Genomic DNA, 19,555 nt, shown 5'->3' on the forward strand with positions numbered 1-19,555 from the left:
CACCGACAGCCCGGTTGCCCTCTGCTTTGCTGCTTTACTATTGTGCTAGGAAAGCAGTAAGGGGCTTCCGTGTTCGTCTTCCGGCTCGACACCCACTCCGGCGTGCCGCCGTACCTGCAACTCGTCCAGCAGGTCCGCCAGGCGGTGCTGCTGGGCTTTCTCCAACCCGGTGACCGCCTCCCGCTCATCCGCGAGGTGGTCGAGGATCTGGCGATCAATCCGAACACCGTCGCCAAGGCGTACCGGCAGATGGAGCAGGAGAACCTGGTCACCGGCCGGCCCGGCCAGGGCACGTTCGTCAACGAACAGCAGTCGGCCGCGATGTCGGCATCGACGTACACGTCGCTGCGGCGCGGCCTGGCGACCTGGCTGCGCCGCGCCTACGCGGCCGGCCTCGACGAGCAGGCGGTCGACGCGCTCTTCACCTCCGTCCACCAGCAGACGAGGAATGAGGAAGTGGCGTGACAGCGACCGAGTTCGCGCTGCGCACCGACGGTGTGGGCAAGCGGTACCGGAAGGGATGGGCGCTGCGCGACTGCACCCTGACCCTGCCGACGGGCGGCGTGATCGCCCTGGTCGGGCCCAACGGCGCGGGCAAGACCACACTGCTGCGCCTGGTCGTCGGGTTGCTGGCACCGAGCACCGGCACGGTGGAGGTCCTCGGCCACGACGTCACCGCCAGCACCCCGCAGACCCTGTCCCGGATCGGGTTCCTGGCCCAGGACCACCCGCTGTACAAGCGCTTCACCGTCGCCGAGATGCTCCGCTTCGGCCGGGCCTGCAACCTGCGGTTCGACCAAGGGCTCGCCGAGCGCCGGCTGGCGAAGCTGGGCATCGCGCTCGACCGCAGGGCCGGCACGCTCTCCGGCGGGCAGCAGGCCCAGGTCGCGTTGGCGCTGGCCCTGGCGAAACGACCGGACCTGCTCGTCCTCGACGAGCCGGTGGCCAGCCTCGACCCACTGGCCCGGCACGAGTTCCTACAGGTCCTCATGGGCGCGGTGGCCGAAGACGGGGTGACCGTCCTCTTCTCCTCCCACGTCGTGCACGAGTTGGAGCGCGTCTGCGACCACCTGATCGTGCTCAACCACGGCCGGGTCACGCTCACCGGTGACATCGACACCCTCCTCGCCGAGCACCGGCTGCTCGTCGGCCCGCGCACGACCACCGACCTCGACCGGGCCGCCGCCGTCGTGGAGGCGGTCCACAGCGATCGGCACTCGACGGTGCTGGTACGCGACGGCGGGCTCCCGGCCGCGCCCGGGTGGCAGGCCCAGCCGGTGGCGCTGGAGGACCTGGTGCTGGCGTACCTGCGCCGGCCGTCCGAGCCGAGCGCCGTGGTCACGTCGGAGGTGGCGGTGTGACGTGGTTGATCTGGCGTCAGCACCGGACCGAGGTCTGCGTCCTGGGTCTGCTCGTCGGCCTGTTCGGCATCGCCCTGCTCGTGCTCGGGACACAGGCCCACGACCTGTTCCCCGGCGGTCCCGCCCGGTGTGCGGGAGCGGCCGGCATCACCGAGGACTGCGTGGCGTCCTTCCGCCGGCTCGACGAGGGGTACGGCAACGTCGAGAACCTCCTGGCGGCCTTCTACCTGGTCCCCGTCGTCATCGGCGCGTTCCTCGGTGCGCCGCTGCTCGCCCGCGAACTGGAGGACGGCACCTGGCAGCTCGCCTGGACGCAGGCCGTGCCGCGGATGCGCTGGCTGGCGGCCAAGCTCGCCGCGCTGGCCGGCGTCACCGTCGCGCTCACCGCGATGTTCACCGCGGTGCTCACCTGGTTCCGTCAGCCATTCGACGTGTGGGAAGGGCGGTTCCAGTACGACGCCTTCGACCTGGAGGGACTTGTTCCGGTGGCGTACGCGCTGTTCGCCTTCGGCGTCGCCACCGCCGCCGGGGCGATCCTGCGGCGCAGCCTGCCCGCGTTCGGCGTCGCGTTCGGGGCGTTCCTCGCCGCCCGGATGTCGGTGGCGCTGTTGGCCCGTCCCGCGTACGCCACGCCGCTCACCGCCATGGAGCCGGTCCCCGTCGGCGGTTCGACGGACCAGGCGGGGCACCGGCCCGTGTCCGGCAACGCTTCCTGGGTGATCGAACACGGCTACGCGGACGCCACCGGGCGCAGGCTGAGCTCGACCGAATACTACGAGCTGGAGGACGCCGCCAACCGGGCCGGCACCAACCTCAACCAGTTCCTGCACGCGCGGGGAGTCCAGCAGTTCGGGGTCTACCACCCGGCCGACCGGTTCTGGACGTTCCAGCTCATCGAGGCGACCCTGTTCGTCGCCGTCGCGGCGGTCCTCATCGGTGTGGTGGTCTGGCGGGTACGACGCCGAATGATCTAGTGCCCGGACTCCCGCCGGCCGGGACCGGCCCGCGCGCAGACCGGCCGGGCTCCTTGTCAGGAACCCGGCCGGTGCGGTCGACGCCTCGGTAGAGCTGTCCGGCTCAGCGGGGGGCGTGCTGCGGCGGGAGCTACGAACGGCGCGACCGCTCTCCACGCGGTGGTCTACCTGCTCACTCCGGCAGACGGCCCCGCGTGGAGACGAAGTGGTACGACATGACGGCGAACCCGGGGTCCCGGACCAGTCGCCGGAAGGTGTTCAGTTGGTTCGGCGACAACCCGGCCGCGAGCAGGTCCGGCTCCAACTGGCGGGAGTTCGTCTCGTAGAGCGACGCCCCGGTCGAGCCGCCGGCCCAGCTCTGCGAGTGGGTGACGGTGTCCAGGTCGGTCAGGCCGGCGAGGGCCATCTCGGTGTGAACGTCCTGCGCCCAGCCCAGGTCGGCGCCGTGGTCCTCCAGGACTCCCATCATGGCGTCCATCACCTGCCCGAAAAGCTTCGCGGCGTCGTCACTCGGCGCGGTCAGCACCCGTGGCGTCGCGGTGCAGTCGAACTCCTCGACCACCAGCCACCCACCGGGAGCCAACGCGCCGGTCAGCGTACGCAGGACCCGCCGTCGATCGGGGAGGTGCAGCAACAGCAGCCGGGCGTGGATCAGGTCGTACGCGTCCCCCGGTGGCGGTTCGCTTCGGACGTCGTGTCGGCGTACGTGCAGGTTGCCCTCGGCCACCAGGTGCGTGGGGTCGATGTCGGTGGCGATCACGGACCCGTCGTCGCCGACGGCGCGGGCGATCCGTCGGGCCATCGAACCGCCACCCGCCCCGACCTCCCAGCAGGTAGCACCCGGTCGCAGCACCGGGCGGGCGAGTCGGCGTGTCGTGATCGGGTCCAGGAAGGACTCCAGGGCGTGCATCTGGGGAACGGCTTCCGGTCGGCCGTTGTCGAAGGTGTACGTGCCATCGCTCGTAGCGGTTGCCATCGGTGTCTACCTCTCCGAGGGGTCGGGTGACGTGGGGGTGTCGGCCCAGAGCCGAGGGGCCGACCGGTTCGGTGGCGGCGGCATGGGGGCGGAGGCGACGCTCAACATCGCCGCCAGCGGGGTGGGGTCGACGCGGGCCTCGACCGTCGGTCGGTCGTAGACCACCCGGCCGTACTCCAGCACCGCCACCCGGTCCGCGATCTCGATCGCATGCTGGAGTTGCTGTTCCACGAGCAGCACGGTCAAGCCGTCGGCGGCGAGGCCGTTGACGAGTTCGCGAACCCGCGCGGCCAGGTCGGGCGACAGGCCCTCACACGGCTCGTCGAGGAGCAGCACCCGTGGTTGGCCGAGCAGCGCCCGGGCGATGGCGAGCATCTGCTGCTCACCGCCGGACAGTTCGCAGCCGCGGTGTCGCAGCCGGGCCGCCAACCTCGGCAGCAGGTCGAGGGTCCGGGCCACCGTCCAGCCCTCACCGCCCACGGCGGGGGCCCGCCACGGCGCGGCCGCCAGGTGCAGGTGCTCGGCCACCGTCAACCGGGAGAAGACCCGTCGGCCCTGCGGGACGAGACCGACTCCGGACTGGGCGATGCGGTGCGGCTGCCGGCCGGCGAGGTGCACCCCGCCGATCTCGATGCGACCACTGGAGGCGCGCACCAGCCCGGCGATCGTGTGCACGAGCGTGCTCTTGCCCGCGCCGTTGCGACCCACCACGGCCTGGATGCTGCCGGGGCGTACCCGCAGGCTGACCTCGTGCAGCACGGTCCCTCCGGCGTAGCCGGCGCACAGGCGATCCACGGACAGCATCAGGCCACCCCGTCGGCGTAGGCCTGCCGCACCAGCGGCGAGGTTCGGATCTCGTCCGGGGTGCCGGCGGCCAGGGTTCGACCGTCGCGCAGCACGGTGACCGTGTCGGAGAGGGCGTACACCAGGTCCAGTCGATGTTCGACCAGGAGCAGGGCGACAGCCCTGGGCAGCGTCCGCAGCAGCTCGGCCAGGCGGCCGACCTCGATGGCGGACAGTCCGGCGGCCGGTTCGTCGAGGAGTAGCAGGCGGGGGCGACCGGCAAGGGCCATCGCGATCTCCAACTGACGTCGTTGCCCGTGTGCGAGGTGTCCGGCGGGCACCGCCGCGACGTCGGCGAGGCCCATCTGGTCCAGCAGCGTGCTTGCCCTGTGGTGTGCGATGCGGCGACGTCCGCCGGGCCACCATGTGCGCCGTGGAATGACCCGCGGCAGCGCCGCGACCAGGATGTTCTCCGTCGCGGTCAACGTCGGGAAGACCGCGGGCCGTTGGTGGATGCGGTTGATGCCCCGTCGGGCGCGGGCCGCCGGCCCCCATCGGCCGACGTCGCGCCCGTCGAAGGTCACCGTGCCGCGCTGGGGTCTCGTGGACCCGCCGATGACGTTGAGCAGGGTCGTCTTGCCGGCGCCGTTCGGGCCGATCAAGGCGTGCCGCTGGCCGTCGTGGACGCGCAGGTCCACGCTGTCGAGCGCGGCGAGCGAGCCGTACCGCACGGTGACGCCCCGGGCGTCGAGCAGGCCGGTCATCGGCGCAGCTCCGGGACGGCGGCCTGCTCGACAGCGGCGGGCCGGTGTGACGGGGCCTGCGGCGGGCGTAGCCGGCTCCGGGCCCGGTTCACGCCGGTGGGCAGCAGGTAGACAGTGGCCACGAACAGCAGACCCAGCACCAGCGGCGCATGCCCCGGCAGCAGGCCGAACAACCAGTCCCGGGCGGCGATGACCAGCGCCGCGCCGACCAGGGCGCCGCCCACCGAGGCGGTGCCACCGATGACGACACCGAGCAGCAGCAGCGCGGACGTGTCGAAGCCGAAGTCGGCGGGGGAGATGTACTGCTGGGCGACGACCAGGAGCGAGCCGGCGGCACCGGCGATCGCCCCGGCGGCGATGTGCGCACCGGACAGGTACAGGGGCACCCGGTGCCCGCTGGCCCGTAGTCGTGCCTCGTCGTCGCGGCCTGCCCGCAGCAGCAGCCCGGCCCGGGTACGCAGCAGCAACAGCACCGCCCCGACCAGCGTGGCCGTGACGACCAGGGCGTACAGGTAGCGGGACTGGTCGTCGGCGAGGGTCGGGAGCCCCCAGAAGGGACGGACCGCGGCGATGCCGGCCAACCCGTCCGTGCCACCGGTCATCGACCGCCACCGGCCGAGGACGACGACGGCGAGTTCGCCGATCGCCAGCGTGATCATCAGGATGACCACCCCTCGGGCGTGCACGACCAGCGGCACGGTGAGCGCGGCCAGTACCGCCCCGGCGCCCGCCGCGACGGCGAGCTGCACGACGCCGACGTCGGACACCCGGCTGCCGACCACGGCGCACGCGTAGGCGCCTGCGGCGTACGGCGCGGTCTGGCCGAGGGTCGGCAGACCGGCGACACCGGTGAGCAGGGCCACGCTCACCCCCACCAGGGCCAACGCCAGCGTCCGGGCGAGGATCGCCGTGGTGTAGTCGTCGACCACCCAGGGCGCCACGACCAGGCCCGCCAGGACCAGTGCGGCGACCGCGCCTCGCGCCCGCCGGACGACCTCGTGCCTCACGTCGTCCTCCACCTGCTGGCCAGGCCGCGTGCGCGCACGGCCAGCACCGCGGCCATGGCGGCGAACAGCAGGAACGGCGCGGCGGACGGCAGCAGCGCCACCCCCAGCGTCTGGATCTCGCCGATCGCGAGCGCGGCCAGCAGGGTGCCTCCCATGGAACCGAGGCCGCCGAGGACGACGACGACCAGGGACAACAGCAGCACGGTGTCGGCGGTGTCCGTGCCGGGCCCGATGATGGGCGCGCCCAGGACCCCGGCCGCGCCGGCCAGCGCGCCGGCGGCGGCGAGCACGCCGGCGCGGATCCGCGCCGGGCTCACCCCCAGACAGGCGACCATCTCCGCGTCGTCGACGGCCGCGCGGACCAGCATCCCCGCCCTGGTGCGCCGTACCACGAGGTAGAGGGCGGCGGCGATCACCGCGGCGACGACGATGAAGACCAGCCGGTACGCGGCGTAGCGGTGACCGGCGACCACCACCGAGCCCTCCAGGGCGGCGGGCACCTCGACCTGTGGGTCGTCGGGGCCGAAGCCGGCGACGAGCAGGCTGCCGCCGGCCAACGCCACGCCGAACGTCAGCAGCGCCTGACCCAGGTGGTTGCCGGCGGCGACCGGCGCGAGCAGGCCGGCGAGGAGCACCCCCGCCGCGGCGGCGGCCAGCACACCGACCCCGAGCGCCAACGCCAGGCTTGCCCAGCCGCCGTCGAGCAGCGCCGCGGCGGTGTAACCGCCGATCGCGTAGAGCATGCCGTGCGCCAGGTTGAGGATGTTGGCGACGCCGAAACAGAAGACCAGGCCCGACGCGGCGACGAACACGAGCAGCCCGTAGGCGACTCCGTCCAGCGCCGGTATCAGGTACGGGTCGATCCGGTTCGTGCCGGCCGCCACCGCCATCACCGGCCGACGGTCGCGAGGTCACCCACGACGGTGTTGGACAGCGCCCGGCCGTCCTGGCGGACCTGCCGCAGATACCACTTCTGCACGGGGGAGTGCGTGCTGGTGGAGAACTGCCAGGTGCCGCGCGGGCTGGCGATCTGGCCGAGTTGACCGATGGCCGTGTTGATGGCCTCCGGGGTCGGGTCGTTCCCCGCGGCGCCGATCGCCCGGTCCAGCACCGCCGCCGCGTCGTACGAGGCGAGCGCGTAGGTCGTCGGCGAACCGTCGTGCTTGGCCTTCCACGCCGCCACGAAGGCGCGGTTCTCGGCGTTGTCGAGGTCGGGTGAGTAGTTGAGCACCGAGTAGATGCCCCGGGCCGCGTCGCCCTGCGCGTTGAGCACACCGCCCTCGGTGAGGAACCCGGCCGCGTACAACGGGATGTCCTTGATCTCGGACTGCGCGTACTGCTTGACGAAGTCGACGGCGGCGCTGCCGGCGTAGAACGTGAAGACGGCCGCCGCGCCGGAGGCCTTGATACGGGCGAAGTACGGCGTGAAGTTGGTTGTCGCCGGGAACGGGGTGAAGGTCGTCTTGCCGTCGGCGTTCGCGAGCTTCCCGCCGATCTTGCCGAAGGCGTCGGTGAACCCCCGCAGCTCGTCCCAGCCGCCCTGGTAGTCCGGGCCGATCGCGTACACCGAGCCCTTCACGTTGTCCCGGACGTGTTGGGCGATCGCCGCTCCGGGCTCGTCGGACAGGTACGAGGTGTGCCAGACGCGGGAGACGTCCTTGAGTTCCGGCCGTCCGTTGGAGCCGACGAGAGGCACCTTGGTCTCCTCCAGCAGGGGGACGACCCCGGCGACCGAGCCGCCGCCGACGATGCCGGTGAGCGCGGACACCCGGTCCTGCTTGAGGAGTTTGGTCGCCGCCGGCACCGCGGTCTGGGCGCCGTTGCCCTCGTCGGCGACGACCAGGTCGACCTGTCGGCCGCCGAGCTTGCCGTCGTGGGTGTCGAGGTAGAGCTGGAAACCGTCGCGGATCTCCGTACCGACGGCCTGGTACGTCCCGGACAGGGACGCGAGTAGGCCGATCTTTATCGAGCCGCCGGCGCTCGTGCCCGGCGCGTCGTCACCGCAGGCCGCGCTGCCGGTCAGGACGACCGCGAGCAGTGCGGCGGTGAGGGCACGGCTGCGCCAAGGGGTGGTGAGAGACATGTCTTTCTCCAGAGGAAGGGAGGGGTCTCCGGCGTGGGGGCGCCGGGGTTGTCAGCGGCTGCGGGCGAGTGCCGCCCGGGCCGCGGGGGTGAGGGCGTCGCCGATGCGGTTGGCCAGCTCGGTCATCTCGTAGGAGACCTTGCCGACGTCGCACTCGGGCGCGGCGAGCACCAGCAGCGAGGCACCGTCGTTGAAGGCCATCGAGAACATGAATCCGCCCTCGAGCTGCGTGACGTTGGAGATCACCGCGCCGGCGTCGAAGAAGGCCGCCGCCCCGCGCAGCAGGCTGACGAGGCCGCTACCCGTCGCGGCCAACTGGTCGGCCCGGTCCGGCGGCAGGTCGCGGGTGGCGGCCACCATCAGGCCGTCACTGGAGATGGCGATCGCATGGCTGACCTCGCTGGCACGCGCCGCGAAGTTGTCCAGCAGCCAGCCGAGATCCTGTTGGTCGCTCACGTGCTCTCCTGTCGCGTCATTTGTTGCCGAGGTTGATCGGGGTACGCCGTCGGTTCGCCACACCCCGCGCGTACGCGGCCATCGCCGTCGCCACCTGGGCCGGGTCGCGGTACTCGGATCTCTGCTGCTGCTGGGGGACGGTCACGCCACCGGGCACGAGATGCCGCTGCGGCTGCCGTTTGGGCAGGCCCGAGGTGGTGGTCGTGGTGACGTCGGGGGTGGTCGCCTGGGCGGCGGTGCGCCAGGCGTCGTCGGCGGGACTGGACCATTCCCGGGTCTCGTGGCCCTCGACGACGTCGCTCTGGAACCAGTGGTTGACCTGCTCGAAGATGAGGAGCTCCTCGGTGGGCGCGTCACCCCGGTCCGGGGGCGGGGGTGTCGCTCGGAACACCGGGGCCGCGGGCAGGGTCCGCTCGGCCGGTGGGTGCCCGGCGGTGGGCTCGGGCCGCGGCTGGTACGGCGGTGGGGCGCCGGTCGTGCGGGCCGCCCGGCGGGAGAGCCGTCCGGGGGCGAGAAGGTACTCCTCCGGCGGCAGCGACCGGATGATCCCCGCGGGAAGCGTCGCCTCGGCGAGGGTGCCGCGTCGAGGGCCGCGTCGCAGCTGGACGGTGGCACCCAGGCGCTGTGCGAGCTGACCCACCACGACCAGACCCATCGCCCGTACGGCGGCCACGTCGATGGCGGGTGGGCGGGCCAACAACTCGTTGAGCTGCTGCATCCGCTGGGGCGACAGCCCGACGCCCTCGTCGCTGATCTGGATGATGACGCGGTCGCCCAGGCTCCGGCCGCTCACCCAGGTCTCACTGCCCGGCGGTGAGTACGTCGTCGCGTTGTCCATGAGTTCGGCGAGCAGGTGCACGACCTCGTCGACGGTCTTCGCCGCCACGGCGACGTCCCCGTCGATCATGCCGAGCCGGATCCGCGCGTAGTGCTCGATCTGGGACAGCGCCGCCTGGAGCACCTGTTGCAGGGGGACGTCGCGCTGGCGTACGCGGCCGACGCCGACGCCGCCGAGCACCAGCAGGCTCGCGTTGATCCGCCCCATCCGGGTTGCCAGGTTGTCCAGCGTGTACAGCTGGTGGAGCCGGTCGGGGTCGGTCTCGTCCCGCTCGACCAGGTCGACCTGTGCCAGGACGGCATCGACGAGGCGTTGTTCACGGCGGCTCAGGTGGATGAAGATGTCGGCGGTGTTGGCGCGCATGACGGCCTGCTCGGCGGCGGTCCGTACGGCGGCCTGGTGGACGGCGCTGAACGCCTGGCCCAGTTCGCCGATCTCGTCGTCGCTGGACGGTTCGAGCGCGGCGGTCGACTGTTGGCGGGCCAGCTTGTCCGGGTCGACGGCGGCGCTGCCCGGTTGCTGGAGCTGGGCCACCACAGCGGGGAGCTGCTCGAAAGCGACAGCGTTCGCGGCGTCCCGCAGGCGACGCAGGCGCCGGGTGATCTGCCGGGCGACGAGCCAGGTCACCAGCGCGGTGAGGATCAGCGCCAGGAGGACGCCGACGGCCTCGGCGACGGCTCGGCGGCGCTGGTCGGCGTGCGCGGCCCGCACGTCGTCACGGACCGCGGCGTCGACCCGTGCCCGCAGGTCGGCCAGGCGGGCGGCACGCGTCTGCGTGGTGGACACCCAGCTGCCGGTCTCCAGTTGCAGCCGTGAGCCCGGTTGGGCGCGGGACACCGCGTCCTGCATTCGTTGCAGGGCGAGCGCCTCCTTGCCGGTGCCGGCCTGCTCCCACCAGCTGCTCCATTCGGGTGGGGCCAGGGCCAGGAACGACAGGCTCGACTCGGTGTAGCTGGTACGGGCGGCGGTGATGTCCTGTTGCATGGCCGGGGTCAGTTCACCGCCCGCGACGGTCCGCAGCACGGCGACCTGCTGCTGACCGATCGCCTCGGCGGTCTTCGACAGTGCCGCCGAGGCGCGGATCCCGTCGGCGAGCCGAGCGTCGACCACGCCGTGCGAGACGGCTTCCCGGAAGTTGATCAGATCGGCGATCGCGATGCGGTAGCTGAAGGTCATCGCCGACACCGATGCGTGCGTCGCCGTACGCACCTGGGTGCGCAGCGGGGCGAGGCCGTCCAGGGCCGCGTCGATGCGGCGTAGGAGGTCCCGGTTGGCGTCGGTGTCAGCGGTCAGCCGTTCACGCTGTGCGCGGTAGCGGCCGACCGCATCGTCGGTGGCGGTCATCTCCGCGCTGAAGGCGTCCTGCTGCTCCGGCGCGCCGTAGGTGAGCAGGTCGGCGGCGGCGATCCGCTCGCGTTGCAGGCGGTAGGCGAGGTCGCCGGCCTCGGCGCCGACCTGGGCGAGGATCCGAAGGTCGCTGGCACGGGCCGTCTGGCGGGCGCTCTCGGTCAGCGCGAGCCCGGCGAAGCCGATGACGGCGACGAGCGGTGCCGCGACGATGAGGCGCATCCGGCCGGCAATCTTCCAACCGCGTCGGCGGGTCGGGTAGGGTCTGGCCGCGTGGGACCGGGTGCTCGACGCCAAGATTGACTCCCACGACTCGTCGATGACGGTCTATCCGCACGTTGCCGAATGCAAGTCCCATTCGGCCGGAAGCCGCGCTCGTAGACCAGACCTGGCCGTGGTACAAACTGCCCGTACCAGCATCTGTACCCAACGTCAGCAACCGGTGACGCCGTGAGACGGAGCTCGATCCGTGGGGTCAGCGCTGGTCGTCGTGGGGGTCGGAGGCCGGCATCGTGCCCTCCGGTGTCTGCCGTCGCTGCGCGTCGCTGGGCTCGCCCGCGTCGGCTGGGGTGTTGAGCACCTGGCCGATCAGCTCACGCAGCTCGTCGATCGCGTCGACCACGGCACCCGGGTCACGGGCATCGCGCCGATCACGTTGACGTGGCACCCGCCGCTGCTGGTGCTGTGGTTGCGAGTCGCGGGGGCCCCGCCGGCCGTCGGCCGCCAACTGCTCGGCCGCCACCTGCGGCCAGAGGGCCGCGAGCCGTCCGCCGGTGCCGAGCACGTCGTCGCAGCGCAGCGCGAACTCGTGACTGCCGAACCGGCGACCCGACTCGACCGCGGCGACCGTCTCCCGGCTGAACCGCACCAGATCCGCCAGGGCACGCTGGGTCAGGCCGCGCCGGACGCGGCAGTCGCGCAGTTCCCACCGGAACCGTTGGCTGGCCGCGGAGTGAGCAGAGCTCGACGGGGACGTGTGCTCCATGCGCTCACCTTCGTGGCTACGGGAATCAGCAGCGGACGCCAGATCGGGATTGGCGGATGAGCTGAACATTCATAGAGGGCAATTCTTATCCCAGGAACCGATCACTGTGAAGACGTTCGCCGACATCGATCGTCAGGCAAAGCGCGAGGGATGCGTGTCGGACCTGTTGCGTGTGCCCGGGGGCGGGCAACGGTGAGCGCCGACCCCGCGGTGCGATGTGCTGACGCTCGCCCATGTCACGCGGCGTGCGCTTCGGCAGCCACCTCGTCACGCGCCGCCGGGATGTCGGCAGGCGTGCGGGTGTCGATTGTCGCGAGCAGCGTGCGGTGCGCACGGAATGCGACGTTCGGCTTGTACGAGCGCCGCTGCTCGGTCGACAGACGAAGGCCGGGAATGGCGTCGGCGAGCCGGGTGAGGGCGATCTCGGCCTCCAGTTTCGCCAATCCTGCTCCGATGCAGAAATGTGGTCCGTGGCCGAACGACAGGTGATTGCCCGCGTCCACCCGGTGTGGGTGGAACTGGTCCGGGTGGGCGAACACCGCGGGGTCGCGGTTCGCGGCTCCGATCAACAGCAGGCAACGCGCCCCGGCGGGAATCGTCACCGTTCCCACAGTGACCTCGCGGCTGGTCACCCGGAGCCAACCGTCGATGGCGGGCGCGAACCGCAGGGTCTCGTTCACGAACGCGGCGGCGGCTTTCGGGTCCGTGGTCAGCGTCGACCAGTGCTGCGGGTTGGACAGCGCCTGGTCGAGGGCGTGCGCGAGCAGCCCGGCGGTGGTCTCGTGTCCGGCGACCAGAAGATTGAAGGCGAGGCTCGCCACCTCGGACACCGTCAGCACCGTGTCGTCGTCGTCGCGGTACGACAGGGCGCGGCTGATGAAGTCGTCGCCCTCGTGTCCGCTGGCCACTCGCTGCCGGACGAGTTCCTCGCAGTAGTGCCAGAACTCCAGCAGGTCCCGTGCCAGGCGTACCTGCTCGGCCGGGTCGGGTTGCCCCCACACGAGGGCGATCTGGCCGTCGGCCCACGTCCTGATCCGTCCGATGTCGGCGTCGGGTACGCCGAGGATGTCCAGGACCACCAGCAGGGGAAGTTCGGTGGCGAACTCCGGGATCAGGTCGACCTGGTCGCCCTGGCGGTCGGTGAGCCGGGACACCAGTTGGTCGACCCTGCGCCGGACGATCGCGCCGTAGTCGGCCTCGACCCGCTCGGCGGTGTTCGCGAAGGTCGCGCGGAGCGCCCGACGGGTTCGGGGGTGCACCGGCGGGTCCGCGGCGGCCGTCGTCGGGGGCGCGTCAATCTGCATGAGCACGCTCAACGCCTCCGGGCAGACCTCGTAGACCGGGGCGAGGGTGAGAGTGTTGGCGAAGGTCGTCACGTCGGCGAGGGTCCGCCGGACGTCGGCGTGCCCGCTGATCAACCACAGGCCCAGATCCTCGGCGTAGTGCACCCCGTCGGGATCGTCGAGAATACGCCGCCAGATGCTTGCCGGATCGGTGAGATAGGTCCCGGTGAACGGATTCAACCGCATGGAACGCCTCCTGATGCACGCGGCGCGAAACCGGCAGCGTCCCCATTCAACGATCCACGTTCAGTTGGGCCGATAATGGCGCGCATCTGCCTATGGCTCTTTACGGTGCGCTGAGCGGCTGCACAAGTCAAGATAGGTCAACGTCTATTTAATGCGCGACATAATGCGGGTTGCAACGGCCAGGTGGACGCGGCGGTCTGCAACGTGCGAGTTGGTCCTTGTCATCAGTCGACCCAGGCCTGCGGGCCCTCCGACGTCAGGGGCGGGCAGCCGGCCCTGACGGACCGTGGGTTCGACGTGCCGCTCTCCCTCATGACCGGAAGAACGATCTTCCTGTCGCCCGGTGACGTCGCCGCGCCGTCGCGGTCCCGACAGTGGGCGCTCCGCGATGACATCGGACGTCGAGGGGGCCTTCGGCCAGGCCGAAGACCCCCTCGACGTCCTTCCTCCGTATGGGGGGTCAGGGTGCCCAGGGTGTGGTGACGTTCCAGGTGCTGTCGGCGGTCCACAACGTCGGCGTGTTGTACGCGTCGCCGCCCGCGCCGTTGCTGAGCCAGATCTCCGAGTTGTAGTGCCGCAGGTACCTGCCCCGGAAGTTGTACGACTCCAGTGAGACCCCCGCGCCGGTCAACCCCACACGCGCACACCAGGTGGCGTCGGCGCGCATCAACGTCGAGCCGTCGTCGGGTGAGTTGCGGACCCGGGAGTTCTGATGGCGTAGGTACTGCCCGGGGAAGTTGACCGACTCGAACGAGTAGCAGCCGGCGTCGGCCAGACCGGTCCGGACGGTGTACGTGGCGTCGGCCTTGAGCAGGCTGGAACTCGCGGCGTCGACGACCTCGGTGAAGGCCAGGCTGTCCTGGTGACGCAGGTACCTGTTGGTGTAGCCGGGCGTCGTCACCTGCAATGACCGTCGGGTGTTCACCGGCAGGGCCACGGGCGCCGAGCTGCCGATGGTCTTCGAGGCGTTGATCAGGGCGGTGTTGGCGGCGCGGACCCGCGCCTGATCCATCTTGATCACCTGCCGGTCGTAGGTGAGGAAGCCGTTCAGCTCGCCCTCCAGGTCGGTGATCTCGGTGTAGATGGAGGCGCTGAGTCCCTTGCCCAGCATCAGGTTCTGACTGCCCTGCACCAGTCCCACGTATCTGTCGGTGAGAGCGTTCGAGCTGGTCTGCCACTCGTAGGCGAAGAAGCTGCCGCTCGGGCTGTACTCGTGACCCGGGGTGTGCAGGCCCAGCCCACCGAATTCGCCCAGGACGGCGATCCGGCTGCTCGACGGCACGGGGGAGTCGGGCCCGAGGTAGACGTGCCAGTCGTCGATGTCGCCGTTACCCGGGTTGCCGAGGGACTGGCAGCAGTTGTGACCGCTGTGCGGGTTGACCAGCCGTGTCGGGTCCTGGTTCTTGATGTTCTGCGCGACCCGCCGGGTGTCGGCGAGGGAACGCTCGCCCCAGCCCTCGTTGTACGGCGTGTACGCGACCACGGCGGGCGAGCTGCGGTGCTCGTCGACGATCTCGCGTGCCTCCGCCTCGAACTGAGCCTGCTGGGCGTCGGTGGGGTTGACGTCCTGGGCGGTCAGCGACGGGATGTCCTGCCAAACGAGCAGGCCGAGCCGGTCCGCGTGGTAGAACCAGCGCTGCGGTTCGACCTTGATGTGCTTGCGCACCATGTTGAAGCCGAGGTCCTTGTGCTTCTGCAGGTCGAAGGCGAGGGCGGCGTCGGTCGGCGCGGTGTAGAGGCCGTCCGGCCAGTAGCCCTGGTCGAGGGTGCCGACCTGGAACACGAACTGGCCGTTGAGCTTGGGGCGCAGCACCCCGTTCACCACACCGGTGCTGATCTCCCGCATCCCGAAGTAGTGCGTGGTCCGGTCCACTGTGGCGGCGCCGGAGTTGCGGAGGGTGATCCGCAGGTTGTAGAGGAACGGGTCGTCGGGCGACCAGCGGCGGGCGTTGGGCACCGGCACGCTGAAGTCGGTGAAGCCGCCGGTGGCCGTGCCGACCACAGTGCTTCCGTTCAGCGCCTCGGCGAGCACGCTGTGGCCGCTCACGGTGCCCCTGGTGAAGACCCGGACCCGCACTGTGTTGTTGCTCAGGTTCGGGTAGACGTCGACGCTGCTGATGGACGCCGCGGGCACCGGCTCCAGCCACACCGTCTGCCAGATTCCCGAACTCGGGGTGTAGAAGATTCCGCTGGGTGTCTTGGTCTGCTTGCCGATGGCCGGCAGGCTGCCGTTCTGGCGGGTGTCGGTGGGATCCCAGACCTTGACGACGATCTCGTTCGTGCCGGTGGTGAGCTGGGGGGTCACGTCGAAGGTGAAGGCGTCGTAGCCGCCGGTGTGCGCGCCGACCCGGATGCCGTTGACCCAGACGGTGCTCTGCCAGTCGACGGCGCCGAAGTGCAGCAGGGTGCGGCGACCCGACCAGTTCGCCGGGATGGTGACCGTGCGCCGGTAAAACAGGTAGTTGCGGTTGTCGTTGGCGGCCCGCTGGATGCCGGACAGGGCGCTCTCCACCGGGAAGGGCACGTTGACCCGCTCGGGCAGGTTGGTGCCGAACTGCGGGGCGTCGTCGGTGGCCGACTGGCGCAGCTGCCACTCGCCGTTGAGGTTGAGCCAGTCCGGTCGCGTCATCTGCGGTCGCGGGTACTCGGGCAGCGGCGTTCCGGCCAGGGCCTGGCTGGTCCAGGGGGTGGTCAGTGGTGGCGTCTTGGCCGGTGCGGCGTGCGCCGGCGCGGCCGGCGCGGCGAGGATGCCGGCGACCAGGGTGAGGATGAGCAGCAGCGGCACTGTGGGGCGGATGGGGACCTGACGTGTCATGCCGTCTCCGAGGGGCGAGTCGCCGCGGGCGGTGCAGCCAAGCCCGAAGCGCGTGGGCGGTGGGCATCGGGTGGTGGTTGACGACGAACGGACGTCGGTGCGGTCTCCGTGCGTCAGGTGGTGGGCATATTGACATCTGTCATCGCCTGTATAACGTTATAGAGCCGCGCCGGCCCTCCCGTCAATCCTTGTTCGTCGATGTCTGTGGTCCGGTGGTCCCCATGAGAAGGGTCGATGGATGGGCGTCAACCTCAAGGACATCGCCCAGCGCGCCGGGGTGTCGCTAGCCACCGTCTCGAACGTGGTCAACGGGTACCGGCCGGTGGGGGAGCGGACCCGGCAGCGTGTGCAGCAGGCGATCGACGAACTCGGGTACAGCCCCAACCTGGGTGCCCGGCACCTCCGACGGGGGCGTACCGGGCTGATCGCCCTGGCCATCCCGGAACTGAACAACCCCTACTTCGCCGAACTCGCCGAGATCGCCATCTCCGAGGCCGCCGCGCTCGGCTACACGCTCGTCATGGAGAACACCGCCGCCGACCGGAAGGCCGAGCTGGCTCTCCTCGACGGGAGCCGGCGACACATCATCGACGGCCTGATCCTCAGTCCGGTGCGGATCGGCCGCGAGGAGGTGCTCGCCCGGACCGCTGACACTCCGCTCGTGCTGATCGGTGAGGGCGTCTCCGACGTGCCGTACGACCACATCGCGATCGACAACGTCGCCGCCAGTCACGCGGCGATCCAGCACCTCGTGGCGATCGGCCGCCGACGGATCGCGTTCATCGGCGCCACGCCCGGCGGTGACCGGCAGTCGGCGCACCTGCGGGTACGCGGCTACCGGGAGGCGCTCGTCGCCGCCGGCCTGCCGTACCGCCCCCGGTTGGTCGCCCGCACCGACGCGTTCGGCCGACTCGACGGCAAGCGCGCGATGCGTGACCTGCTCGCCCTCGGTGACCCGCCCGACGCGGTGTTCGGTTACAACGACCTGGTCGCCATCGGCGCGCTGCGGACGTTGGCCGAGGCCGGTCTCCGGGTGCCGGAGGACGTCGCCGTGGTCGGGATCGACGACATCGAGGAGGGACGCTTCGGCACGCCGACCCTCACCACCATCGCGCCGGACAAGAGGGAGATCGGCCGTCTCGCGGTACGCCGACTCGTCGCCCGCATCGAGGGCACGGCGGTCGCGGCGCCGCTGACCGTGCAGACGCCGTTCCGGCTCGTCCGACGAGAGAGCACCGGCACGCCGGGCGGATGACGAGCGTTCGCCCGCGAGCTGTCCGACCGGACCTGCGCGGTGCGCATGCCGAAGTCCATAGCGCCGGTGGTACGACCCAGAGAGGATGACGCGCTAGATCCAAAGATCTCAATATGATGACCGCTATCTCGAATGCCGGTGCGCTCACGAGGCGTGCCATCCTGATGCGGAGGAATGCATGGTTCGCTGGCGTACCCTCACTGGCCTGCTGGCCACCGCGTTGGCCGCGGTGACCGCGGCCAGCCTCACCCTCACCGCGCCGGCCGCCGCGGCCGACAACCCCATCACGCCGAACGTCGTCGGCGGCACCCGCGCCGCCCAGGGCGAGTTCCCGTTCATGGTTCGGCTCTCGATGGGATGCGGCGGGGCCCTGTACAGCCCCCGGCTGGTGCTCACCGCGGCTCACTGCGTGGGCGCGACCGGCACCAACACCAGCATCACCGCGACGCTCGGGGCGGTGGACCTCCAGTCGTCCAGTCGGATCACCGTCCGGTCGAACTACGTCTACCGCGCCCCCGGCTACAACGGGGCCGGCCGGGACTGGGCGCTGATCCGCCTGGCCAGCCCGGTCACCGGGCTGAGCACGCTGCCGATCGCCAGCACGACCGCCTACGACAGCGGCACCTTCACCGTCGCCGGGTGGGGCGCTGCCCGCGAGGGTGGCGGGCAGCAGCGGTACCTGCTCAAGGCGACGGTCCCGTTCGTGAGTGACTCCGTCTGCAACGCCAACTACGGCGGCGACCTCATCCCCGCCCAGGAGATCTGCGCCGGCTACGCCAGCGGTGGCACCGACACCTGCCAGGGTGACTCGGGTGGCCCGATGTTCCGGCGCGACGCCTCCAACGCCTGGATCCAGGTCGGCATCGTCAGCTGGGGCAACGGCTGCGCCCGACCCAACTACCCGGGCGTCTACACCCAGGTGAGCTACTTCGCCTCGTCGATCGCCTCGGCGGCGGCGAGCCTCGGCGGCTGACCGTACGACCACTCGGGCGGCCCGGACGACGGTGTCCGGGCCGCCCGCTCGTGCCGGCACCCAGGGGTAGGCGGCGAGTGGGCCAGCCGACAGAATCGGCGGGCCGCGCGTGCGGTCACCGCAGCGACGGCCATGATGGGCCAGTGAAGATCTTGTCCATCCAGTCGTCGGTCGCCTACGGTCACGTCGGCAACTCGGCGGCGGTGTTTCCCCTGCAACGGCTCGGGCACGAGGTCTGGCCGGTCCTGACGGTGCACTTCTCCAACCACACCGGGTACGGCGCGTGGCGCGGACCGATGCTGGCGGCGGCCGACGTGGCCGAGGTGATCGCGGGCATCACCGACCGTGGGGTCCTCGGCGGCGCGGACGCGGTGTTGTCCGGCTACCAGGGTGACCCGGCCATGGGGGCGGTGATCCTGGACGCGGTCGAGAAGGTCAAGGCCCTCAATCCGGCGGCTGTGTACTGCTGCGACCCGGTGATGGGCGACGCCGGTCGCGGGATGTTCGTCCGTCCGGGTATCCCGGAGTACCTGCGCGACACCGTCGTGCCGCGTGCCGACATCATCACGCCGAACCACTTCGAGCTTGACTTCCTCGCCGGGCGTACGACGACCTCGTTGGCGGAGGTCCTCGACGCGGTCGACGTCGTGCGTGCGACCGGCCCGCGGCACGTCCTGGTGACCAGCGTGCTGCACGGCGACCTGCCGCCGGGCTCGCTGGAGGTGGTGGCCGTCTCGGACGAGGGTGCCTGGGCGGTGACCACACCGCTGCTGCCGATCAACCCGAACGGCGGGGGCGACGTCACCGCGGCGTTGTACCTCGCGCATCTCTGGACGACGGGCTCACCCGCTGTCGCGTTGGAACGCACCATCGCATCCGTCTTCGCGGTGCTCGAAGCGACGGTCGCGGCGGGCACCCGGGAGATCCAGCTCGTCGCGGCGCAGGACGTGATCGCCGACCCGCCGGCCCGGTTCACCGCCCGCCGGCTCCGCTGACGGCGGGACGGCCCGCTGCCGGAAGGTCGGCTCCGCCGCGGCGGGGTCGGCGACGGCCGACGGTCAGGGTCCGGTCAGCGGCCCTCGGGGACGGCCATCTCGCCGAGCAGCGACCAGTCGTCCTGCGGCACGGTCGCGTTCACGATGCGCGGGGTCTCGGCCAGGTGCGGCGGCAGGGTCTCCTGGGCCTTGCGGAAGTGCGCCGACTGCACGTGAGCCCCGCCGGCCTCGCCGTCGCGGAACGCCTCGACCAGCACGTACTCGGTCGGGTCGTCCACGCTGCGCGACCAGTCGAACCACAGGCAACCCGGCTCGGCCCGGGTCGCCTCGGTGAACTCCGCGGCGATCTGCGGCCACTGGTCGGCGTGCTCGGGCAAGATGCGGAACTTGGCGGTAATGAAGATCATGGCCCCA

At 71.1% G+C, this 19,555-nt stretch carries 18 protein-coding genes; 6 read left to right on the top strand and 12 right to left on the bottom strand.

Annotated elements, in window-relative coordinates:
* The first annotated feature begins 69 nt into the window (after positions 1-69).
* Genes O7631_RS19825 through O7631_RS19835 form a run of 3 tightly spaced genes read left to right on the top strand, consistent with a single transcriptional unit; the run spans position 70 to position 2,335 of the window.
* Positions 70-465, top strand: a complete 396-nt coding sequence (locus O7631_RS19825; protein WP_278145587.1) for a GntR family transcriptional regulator — start codon at positions 70-72, stop codon at positions 463-465.
* Entirely contained in the window at positions 462-1,361 is a 900-nt protein-coding gene (locus O7631_RS19830; protein WP_278145588.1) for an ABC transporter ATP-binding protein, read from the top strand. The genes O7631_RS19825 and O7631_RS19830 overlap by 4 nt, the downstream gene beginning before the upstream one ends.
* On the top strand, positions 1,358-2,335 hold the full coding sequence (locus O7631_RS19835; protein WP_278145589.1) for an ABC transporter permease subunit: 978 nt from the start codon (positions 1,358-1,360) through the stop codon (positions 2,333-2,335). Before O7631_RS19830 ends, O7631_RS19835 begins: the two co-directional genes overlap by 4 nt.
* 172 nt (positions 2,336-2,507) lie before the next feature.
* Here O7631_RS19835 and O7631_RS19840 read toward each other — a convergent pair whose 3' ends face one another.
* The 11 genes from O7631_RS19840 to O7631_RS19890 form a co-directional block, all read right to left on the bottom strand.
* On the bottom strand, positions 2,508-3,311 hold the full coding sequence (locus O7631_RS19840) for a methyltransferase domain-containing protein (protein ID WP_278145590.1): 804 nt from the start codon (positions 3,309-3,311) through the stop codon (positions 2,508-2,510).
* A gap of 6 nt (positions 3,312-3,317) precedes the next feature.
* Entirely contained in the window at positions 3,318-4,115 is a 798-nt protein-coding gene (locus O7631_RS19845; RefSeq protein WP_278145591.1) for an ABC transporter ATP-binding protein, read from the bottom strand.
* The gene (locus O7631_RS19850) at positions 4,115-4,858 is read right to left on the bottom strand and encodes an ABC transporter ATP-binding protein (protein ID WP_278145592.1); all 744 of its coding nucleotides are present in this window, start codon (positions 4,856-4,858) and stop codon (positions 4,115-4,117) included. Before O7631_RS19850 ends, O7631_RS19845 begins: the two co-directional genes overlap by 1 nt.
* Complete coding sequence (locus O7631_RS19855; protein ID WP_278145593.1) at positions 4,855-5,865, bottom strand: branched-chain amino acid ABC transporter permease; 1,011 nt, start codon at positions 5,863-5,865, stop codon at positions 4,855-4,857. Before O7631_RS19855 ends, O7631_RS19850 begins: the two co-directional genes overlap by 4 nt.
* Complete coding sequence (locus O7631_RS19860; protein WP_278147974.1) at positions 5,862-6,755, bottom strand: branched-chain amino acid ABC transporter permease; 894 nt, start codon at positions 6,753-6,755, stop codon at positions 5,862-5,864. The genes O7631_RS19855 and O7631_RS19860 overlap by 4 nt, the downstream gene beginning before the upstream one ends.
* On the bottom strand, positions 6,755-7,948 hold the full coding sequence (locus O7631_RS19865; protein ID WP_269678428.1) for an ABC transporter substrate-binding protein: 1,194 nt from the start codon (positions 7,946-7,948) through the stop codon (positions 6,755-6,757). Before O7631_RS19865 ends, O7631_RS19860 begins: the two co-directional genes overlap by 1 nt.
* Positions 7,949-7,999: 51 nt before the next feature.
* The gene (locus O7631_RS19870; RefSeq protein ID WP_088989969.1) at positions 8,000-8,404 is read right to left on the bottom strand and encodes a roadblock/LC7 domain-containing protein; all 405 of its coding nucleotides are present in this window, start codon (positions 8,402-8,404) and stop codon (positions 8,000-8,002) included.
* Between the two features lie 16 nt (positions 8,405-8,420).
* A complete protein-coding gene (locus O7631_RS19875; RefSeq protein ID WP_278145594.1) occupies positions 8,421-10,811 on the bottom strand; it encodes a nitrate- and nitrite sensing domain-containing protein in 2,391 nt (796 codons plus the stop codon).
* 253 nt (positions 10,812-11,064) lie between these two features.
* Entirely contained in the window at positions 11,065-11,574 is a 510-nt protein-coding gene (locus O7631_RS19880) for a helix-turn-helix transcriptional regulator (protein WP_278145595.1), read from the bottom strand.
* 236 nt (positions 11,575-11,810) lie between these two features.
* Positions 11,811-13,103 carry a cytochrome P450 gene (locus O7631_RS19885; protein ID WP_278145596.1) on the bottom strand — a complete coding sequence of 431 codons (1,293 nt, stop codon included), beginning with the start codon at positions 13,101-13,103 and terminating at the stop codon, positions 11,811-11,813.
* A 460-nt stretch (positions 13,104-13,563) separates the two neighbouring features.
* Positions 13,564-15,918, bottom strand: coding sequence for an AbfB domain-containing protein (locus O7631_RS19890; protein ID WP_278145597.1), 2,355 nt, complete (start codon positions 15,916-15,918; stop codon positions 13,564-13,566).
* 238 nt (positions 15,919-16,156) lie between these two features.
* Between O7631_RS19890 and O7631_RS19895 the strand changes: the two genes are divergently transcribed.
* The 3 genes from O7631_RS19895 to pdxY all read left to right on the top strand — a co-directional run bounded on the left by O7631_RS19895 (position 16,157) and on the right by pdxY (position 19,141).
* Positions 16,157-17,173, top strand: coding sequence for a LacI family DNA-binding transcriptional regulator (locus O7631_RS19895; protein WP_278145598.1), 1,017 nt, complete (start codon positions 16,157-16,159; stop codon positions 17,171-17,173).
* A gap of 178 nt (positions 17,174-17,351) precedes the next feature.
* Complete coding sequence (locus tag O7631_RS19900) at positions 17,352-18,146, top strand: serine protease (protein WP_278145599.1); 795 nt, start codon at positions 17,352-17,354, stop codon at positions 18,144-18,146.
* Positions 18,147-18,289: 143 nt separating this feature from the next.
* Entirely contained in the window at positions 18,290-19,141 is an 852-nt protein-coding gene (gene pdxY, locus O7631_RS19905; RefSeq protein ID WP_278145600.1) for a pyridoxal kinase PdxY, read from the top strand.
* Positions 19,142-19,215: 74 nt separating this feature from the next.
* Here the strand turns inward: pdxY and O7631_RS19910 are convergent, their stop codons facing one another.
* On the bottom strand, positions 19,216-19,548 hold the full coding sequence (locus O7631_RS19910) for a putative quinol monooxygenase (RefSeq protein ID WP_278145601.1): 333 nt from the start codon (positions 19,546-19,548) through the stop codon (positions 19,216-19,218).
* Positions 19,549-19,555: the final 7 nt, after the last annotated feature.

The sequence above is a fragment of the Micromonospora sp. WMMD967 genome, from assembly GCF_029626165.1.
Lineage (GTDB): Bacteria > Actinomycetota > Actinomycetes > Mycobacteriales > Micromonosporaceae > Micromonospora > Micromonospora taraxaci.